The 7,428-nt window shown below is 37.6% G+C and carries 7 protein-coding genes; 2 read left to right on the forward strand and 5 right to left on the reverse strand.

All coding sequences use genetic code 11. The annotated features are described in order from the left end of the window. Nucleotides 1–69 precede the first annotated feature (69 nt). The 5 genes from V7147_RS21385 to V7147_RS21405 all read right to left on the reverse strand — a co-directional run bounded on the left by V7147_RS21385 (nucleotide 70) and on the right by V7147_RS21405 (nucleotide 6,395). On the reverse strand, nucleotides 70–1,293 hold the full coding sequence (locus tag V7147_RS21385) for an ROK family transcriptional regulator (RefSeq protein ID WP_335369831.1): 1,224 nt from the start codon (nucleotides 1,291–1,293) through the stop codon (nucleotides 70–72). A gap of 152 nt (nucleotides 1,294–1,445) precedes the next feature. Next, nucleotides 1,446–3,251 (reverse strand): glycoside hydrolase family 2 protein, encoded by a 1,806-nt coding sequence (locus V7147_RS21390; protein WP_335369832.1) that lies wholly within the window; start codon nucleotides 3,249–3,251, stop codon nucleotides 1,446–1,448. A 48-nt stretch (nucleotides 3,252–3,299) separates the two neighbouring features. Further along, nucleotides 3,300–4,130 (reverse strand): carbohydrate ABC transporter permease, encoded by an 831-nt coding sequence (locus V7147_RS21395; protein ID WP_335369833.1) that lies wholly within the window; start codon nucleotides 4,128–4,130, stop codon nucleotides 3,300–3,302. Nucleotides 4,131–4,136: 6 nt separating this feature from the next. Beyond that, on the reverse strand, nucleotides 4,137–5,027 hold the full coding sequence (locus V7147_RS21400; RefSeq protein ID WP_335369834.1) for a carbohydrate ABC transporter permease: 891 nt from the start codon (nucleotides 5,025–5,027) through the stop codon (nucleotides 4,137–4,139). A 93-nt stretch (nucleotides 5,028–5,120) separates the two neighbouring features. After that, complete coding sequence (locus tag V7147_RS21405) at nucleotides 5,121–6,395, reverse strand: ABC transporter substrate-binding protein (protein WP_335369835.1); 1,275 nt, start codon at nucleotides 6,393–6,395, stop codon at nucleotides 5,121–5,123. A 292-nt stretch (nucleotides 6,396–6,687) separates the two neighbouring features. Between V7147_RS21405 and V7147_RS21410 the strand changes: the two genes are divergently transcribed. Continuing rightward, nucleotides 6,688–7,116 carry a VOC family protein gene (locus V7147_RS21410; protein ID WP_335369836.1) on the forward strand — a complete coding sequence of 143 codons (429 nt, stop codon included), beginning with the start codon at nucleotides 6,688–6,690 and terminating at the stop codon, nucleotides 7,114–7,116. Between the two features lie 213 nt (nucleotides 7,117–7,329). Beyond that, the coding region (locus V7147_RS21415; RefSeq protein WP_335369837.1) for a Na+ dependent nucleoside transporter N-terminal domain-containing protein at nucleotides 7,330–7,428 on the forward strand (99 nt) is incomplete at its 3' end.

Raw genomic sequence — 7,428 nt, forward strand, 5'->3', positions numbered from 1 at the left:
AAATTAAAAGAAATAACCTTGTTTAGTAATGAACTAGGTTATTTCTTCATTTTTCCATTTAATAAATCTTTAATTTTCTGTTTTAAACAGCGTATGCAATATTAATGTCACTGCACCCAACACCATACCTGTTTTCCCCAATTTCGAGCAAACGACGGAAATATGCTCATGGGAACTTTTAAAATTATATTTCTCTATCATTTCTTTAAGCGGTGTTACAATAAAATCTCCTTGTTCAAAGATATACCCTTCTAAAATCAGTTTAGACGGCTTTAGAATATTCACCATATTCGCTGCTGCTAATCCTAGCGAACGTCCAGTTTCTTCTAATATCCCGATAGCAAATGGGTCTCCTTCTTTAGCAGCTTCAAATACCATATCTAATGAGAGTTCACTCTTACCAACCTTTATCCAATCATAAATGATACTTTCTTGATGGTGGTCCAATTCCCTTTTTACTTTTTCAAAAATAGCAATTTCAGATGCATACGCCTCCAAACAGCCATTATTACCGCACTCGCATTTCGGACCATTCACCTCAATGATTGTATGTCCGATTTCTCCACCTGTATTAAAAGGACTTCTATAGATTTCATTTTTGATAAAGATACCAGAACCAATCCCAAGCCCCACACTGAGACAGACAAAATCGGAAACACCCTGCCCTTGTCCAAACCAGCTTTCAGCAATAGCCAATGCCCGAACATCATTTTCAATGATAACAGGAAGATCGAATTTTTTTTCTAAGATTTCTTTTATTGGTATATTCTCAAGATGTAAATGCGGGGAAAAGATAGCAATCCCTTGATCTGGGTCCACTAACCCATGCATGGCTACCCCGATTCCAAGTATCGACTCACTTTTAACCTTAGAATGATGGAGTACATTACAAATACTATCAAAGATGATGTCCATAAACTCATCCTCTGAAGGAAGGTGGAAGATTCTCTTACTGTAATCTGATACAATCTTTCCATCCATTGTACTCATTATGACCCGTATAACCTCAGCAGCGGCGTAGACACCAATGATATAATAGGCAGAGTAGTTCATACGTAGCAGGAACGGCTTTCTCCCGCCAGCCACTGTCGAGTTTGTCGCTTCTTCCTCCGTAACAAGATTCTTTTCCAATAACTCACTAACAATAGTGCTGACAGTTGGTTTCGTCAGCTTTGTCAGTTTCGCAATATCCGCTCTTGAAATCGGTTCTTTTAAACGAATCATATTTAAAACCGTTGATTGGTTAAACTGCTTCATTCTTTCAAAACTTCCGGGTTTAGTATCGAAACTCATTTTTTCTCACCTTTTTTACGGATAACTGTGTATTGGTACGCACTTAAAATATAAATCCTTTCTAAAAAGAGCGCTCCTTACGAAAATGGCAATTAGCTTTGAAACGACTTTTTAGAAAGGATTATTGTTTAGCTTTCTTCAATAATAAAGTTTTATAATTTTACAATATTGGAATGCCACATATCGTTGATTTTTTTAATTTTTGACAACTCACATTTTGGTTCTCGATTATAGGATAATAAACCATTAATCTCTTGCTCTACATCGGTTAATTGTGTATAGCAATAACCATGCAGCGCTTTAGAAGCATAGACTGCTTCCATGACTCTTTGGTAATCGGCAACAAACTCCTGTTCATCTTTTACGGATGTATAGCCCCAACCATTATCCTCTCCGACTTTGAAACCAATTCCACCAAATTCAGTCAACAGAATGGGTTCGCCTTGATGTTCAAATCCATCCGCATAGATTCTCCGATTGGCCGGTTTGGAATCTAGAAGACTTTCTTTGCTGGATAAGGCTTCCTTGAAAGCCTCATATTTTGCAGCCTCGTCTCCTGCACCATGAGTATAATTATGAATCGCACAAATATCCGTTACTGTCTGCTCCCAACCATCATTAGAGATTACCAGACGTGTTGCATCAAGAGAATGGATTAGATGATATAAGGCTAATGAGTGGTGTTGCTGCTGTTTGTTTGCTTTAATGAATGGAACTCCCCAGCTTTCGTTCACGGGAACCCAAGCGACGATGGACGGATGGTTATAATCACGTTCTACAATTTCAATCCATTCCTTTGTCAATCGAGCTGCTGCATCCTCACTGTAGGACGGTGATGCAGCACATTCTCCCCAAACAAGGAACCCTAATTGGTCTGCCCAATATAGGAAACGTGGATCCTCCACTTTTTGATGCTTTCTACATCCATTAAAGCCCATTTCCAACGCTAGTTCAATATCTTTTTTCAGGTCCTCATCAGTAGGTGCGGTCAGTAATCCATCCGGCCAATACCCTTGGTCAAGGACTAATTTTTGATAGTAAGGCTTGTTATTTAAATAAACCATTCCATTCTCGATATGAATCTTTCTCATGCCGAAATAGGATTCAATCTCGTCAAGAACCGTTTCACGGTCATCCTTTAGAGAGATCTTGATGTCAAACAGATTCGGATTTTCAGGTGTCCAGTTCCAGCCATCATGATGGAAGGCAGTTCTAAATACTTTTCGATTGTATAAATTGATTGCTCGTTTATGATAACCTTCGAAAACTTCAATCGTATCGCGGGTCACCACTTCACCCTTAAAGTTCACTTCAATATCAACTTTTTTATTTAAAAAGTCACCAGCAACCTCAAACTCGACAATTACATCCCCACGGTCAATATCCGGAGTCATTCTTAGCTTCGATATGCTTGTATCACTAACTGGCTCCAACCAGACAGTCTGCCAGATTCCAGTTGTACGGGTATACCAGATAGAGTCTGATTTTTCAATCCAGAATTGCTTTCCTCTCGGAATCGTTTCATCTGTAGAAGGGTCTTCTACTCTTACAACCAGATTCTCATTTTTCCAAGTTAAATAATCAGTGATATCAAAGGAGAAAGAAGTATTACCACCTTCATGAAAACCAACATACTGACCATTTACATAGATCCATGCACGGTAATCCACTGCTCCAAAGTGCAATATGACCCTCTGGTTTTTCCAGTTTTCAGAAACTTTAAAATCACGACGGTACCAAACTTGATCATGGAAAGTTGGATCATTAATCCCACTCAACTTAGTTTGATATGCAAACGGCACTGTAATTTTTCGATTAAACGATTGTTCCTGTTGAAACCATTTTTCTTGTACACCTATATTTTTATCATCAAAGGCGAAATCCCATTCGCCATTTAAATTCAGCCAATCTTTTCTTACTAGTTGTGGTCTTGGATATTCATTGCGAGGTACTAACATAATGTGTACTCCTTCCTAGTTGTTTTAATTTCTTGTTTATTGAAACTTCTATTTAATTCCGGTTTGATTTACACCTTTAATAAAGGAACGCTGGCCAATAATAAACAATAGAACAGCTGGAATGGTCGCAATTGATGTTAGTGCCATCAATCTTCCTGGTGAAGATACAAAGCTTCCTTGCTGCATGACTGCAATACCAGTGGTAATTGTTCTCATGTCCGGTGAATTCGTTGTAACGAGTGGCCATAAGAAGTCATTATAGATACTCATAAATGTAAAGATGGCTAATGTCCAAATAACAGGACGTGCGGATGGTAGAACCACTCTAACGAATACCTGCCATTTATTTGCCCCGTCAAGAAATGCTGCTTCTTCTAACTCTTTAGGAAACCCGCGGAAATATTGATACAGCAAGAAGACACCAAAGGCATTCGCTGAATAAGGAAGAATTAATACGGCATACGTGTCCAAAAGACCTAGTGCACTAAATTCCATATATAATGGTAAAAAGGTAATAACCCACGGGATTGTCAATGATCCAATAAAGATACTGATCAGCAGTTTCTTAAACGGTACATCAAGTCGGGCAAGTCCATACGCTGCTAATGTATCGACGATAAGTACAATAATCGTTCCGGTAATCCCAACAAAAAGCGAATTCCCCATCCATTTCAATACCGGAGTATCGGTATTACCTGCTAACGTGTACTGATAATTTTCAAGTGTAAATACTTCTGGAAGCCACTTGATACCTGCGGTGAACGCTTCCTGATCCGTTTTAAAGGAAGTAGCCAGCATCCATAAAATCGGTAGGATAAAAACAATGCCTAAAATAATTGCAACGACTACCATGAACGTTTTAAACACTTTACTTTGCATGCTGATCTACTCCTTTCTATTGGTTACTCGGAATTGTAAGACCGAGATAATAATCATAATTAATGCCATTAATATAGACATTGCTGCAGCATTTCCCAATTGTCGCTGTTTGAAAGCCTCATCGACAATGTTCATGAGTAATACCTTTGTTTCTGTACCTGGACCTCCACGTGTCATTAAGTACGGCTGCCCATAGATATTAAAGGAAGCAATGGTTGATGTAATTGTGACAAATAGCATCGTTGGTTTAATACTTGGTAATGTGATATGAATAAAGCGATGCCAGCGGTTTGCCCCATCAAGTGAACTCGCTTCATATAGTTCCTCTGATACATCATTTAAAGCATTAATAAAAATAACCATATTAAATCCAATCGTCCACCAAAGTGTAGCAATGACCAGCGACACCCAAGCCCAGGGGATATCTGTTAGCCATGGAATAACCGGCATGCCCCATTTTAGTAAATATTGATTAATTAACCCGCTATTCGTATCAAGAATCCATAACCAAATAATCGCCACAACTGAAACAGAAACAGCATAAGGCACAAAGTAAATCGTACGGAAAAACCCTCTAATTTTTCCTGGGAGTATGTTAACTAATAATGCAAGTCCCAGACCTACGGCAATCAATAAAGGAACGCTAAAGACAACAAATTGGAATGTATTTTTCAAACCCTCAAAAAATAAACCATTTAAGTAGGAATCGCTATTAAAAATATTTAAGTAATTTTTAAATCCAACAAATTCATGTATTGGATCTAACAAATCCCAGTTATGAAGACTCATCCATGCACCATAACCAATTGGGAATAACAGAAAAACCACAAATAATAACAAGTAAGGAAGGACAAACAGACTTGATGTAAATTGTGATTTCCGGCTTGATTTACCCATATTTCTTCCTCCTCTCACTCTAACCCTTTTCCTTTTTAATAAAAGGGAGACGAACAGATGAAAACAAAATCCACCTGCCCGCCTCCTCTACAATTACTTATTTAACAATTGCTCGGCCTTTTTATTTGCATCTTCTAATGCTTGTTTCGGATCCTTCTGACCAAGTAGAGCAAGGTTCACTTCTGCCCATAAAGGATCAGATAATTGACCCCAGTTTGCAATCACAGGCGCAAATTTAGAATATTCGAATTCCGATGCCACAATTGGCTGTTGCTGCATTTGTTTAAATTCTTCACTTTGTTCATAAATCGCTTTTGAAGCAGGTGCTTGTCCTGACTTTGCCCACTCCATTGTGTTTTCAGCAACAAACTTCAAGAAATCAGAAATACCTTCTAATTTTGCTTCATCTTTTACCGATGCTGGAATGACAAAGTTATGTCCGTTTGCATAAACAGCTTGTTGTTTCGTTCCAAGCTGTGGAACTTCTGCAACACCATAGTTGATTCCTGCTTTATCCCACTGCTCCATCATCCAAGGACCATTTAGATGCATAGCATTTTTGCCTTGCAAGAATAAAGTCACTTCGCCATCTTGTTGAACATTTTCAGGTGAGACCTTTTCCTTCTTAATTAAATCACGGTAGAAAGTTAAAGCTTCAACTGCTTCCGGGCTGTTGTAGTTTGGCTTGCCATCCTTCATTAACTCCCCACCATTTTGGAAGAGAATAGTTGGGAAAATGAATTGGTTTGGCCAAAGTGTCGGTACAACAAATCCGTATTGATTCTTAGAAGAATCTGTCAGCTTTTTTGCAGCAGCAACGAACTCTTCACGATTTGTTGGCGGATTCTCAGGATCTAATCCGGCTGCCTCAAATAAATCTTTGTTATAGTACATTATTAAAGGGTGAATATCCAACGGAATGGAATACTGCTTTCCTTCTATATTTCCTGCGTTCCATGCAGTTTCGGAATAATCTTCTGCTTTTAAGCCCGTATTTTCAATTGTTCCATCTAATTCTTTTAATAAATTCTTATCAGCATAATTTTTCATCTGATCAGTATGAACGATTAAAACATCCGGTGCACTCTTTTGACCAGATAATGCAAGGTCAACTGTTTTATAATAGTCCGATTGTGGAACAATTTGGAAATCCACTTCATATTTGTCCTGTGAGCTATTGTAATTTTCGACAATCGACTTCATTCTCGGACCATCTGCACCGGAGAATGGAGCCCAATACGTAATTTTATTACCACTTGCTCCTCCGCTATTATCCTTTGTTTCTTCTTTTGCCCCTCCGCTACAACCTGCTAAGGTTCCAAGCGTAAGCGCTGCAGTCATTGCAATACCTAGCCATTTCTTTTTCAATATTTTCTCCCCCTCAGTCATACTTGATATTGATATTAAATTGCCAAACAGGAAATGTTTCATTAGTACTTCATGTTGGTTAGTTAAATTAATTTACCAACTGAAATAATCATATAATTGAAAGCGCTTTTTGTCAATTTATTTATTAAGTAAAATTGGATTCTTAAGTACAACGTTTTTTACTTCTTTTTATAGTTGACCCACAAATATTTACAGTTACACTGGTCTAAGATCGAAATAATCGGATAGAATGGAATTTGTACATATTACTAATTTCAAAGGAGAGAAAGTAATGGCGGTTGATGTTTACCTTGTTTTTGATGGCAATTGCCGAGAAGCGGTAGAATTTTATGCAAAGGTGTTTAAAACAGAAACACCAAATATCATGACTTTTGGTGAATCACCACAAAGTCCAGAATATCAACTTCCTGAGGAAGCAAAAAATTTAGTGATGCACTCACGCCTTAACATCGATGGAAGCAATGTTATGTTTTCTGATAACTTCCCTGGTCAGCCTTTTGTTATAGGCGACAACGTAACACTTGCGCTAATTAGTAAAAATATGGAGGATTTAAAATCCTGGTATGACCAATTAAAAGATGGCGGTACAGTTGGAATGGAACTGCAAGAAACCTTCTGGAGTAAGCTCTATGGTCAAGTAACAGATAAATTCGGAATCCAGTGGCAGATTAACTATGACAATGGTGAAATGTCCATGTAAAAAAAAGGATACAGACTTTTCTTTTTAGAAAAGACTGTATCCTTTTTTATTAAACTCTGTTATTTGCACCTATTTTTTTATTTATGATAAACTATATCCGGTTCTTTTTATAAAAAATGGACAAAATATCCCTTGTAATCACAAATCAGAGAGGCTGCTATGTAGCAGTAACCCACTACTGAGTATAATGTTTCATTCATCAGGAGGTAACAGATGCGATATATTATTTCAATTTTAGGTATTCTTGTTGTATTGTTTTTAGCTTGGTTGGCAAGCTCTAATCGAAAAAAAATAAAAATAAAACCAGTTATC

Origin of the sequence: Bacillus sp. JJ1521 (assembly GCF_036965165.1) — a bacterium.
Taxonomy (GTDB): Bacteria; Bacillota; Bacilli; order Bacillales; family Bacillaceae_L; genus Ferdinandcohnia.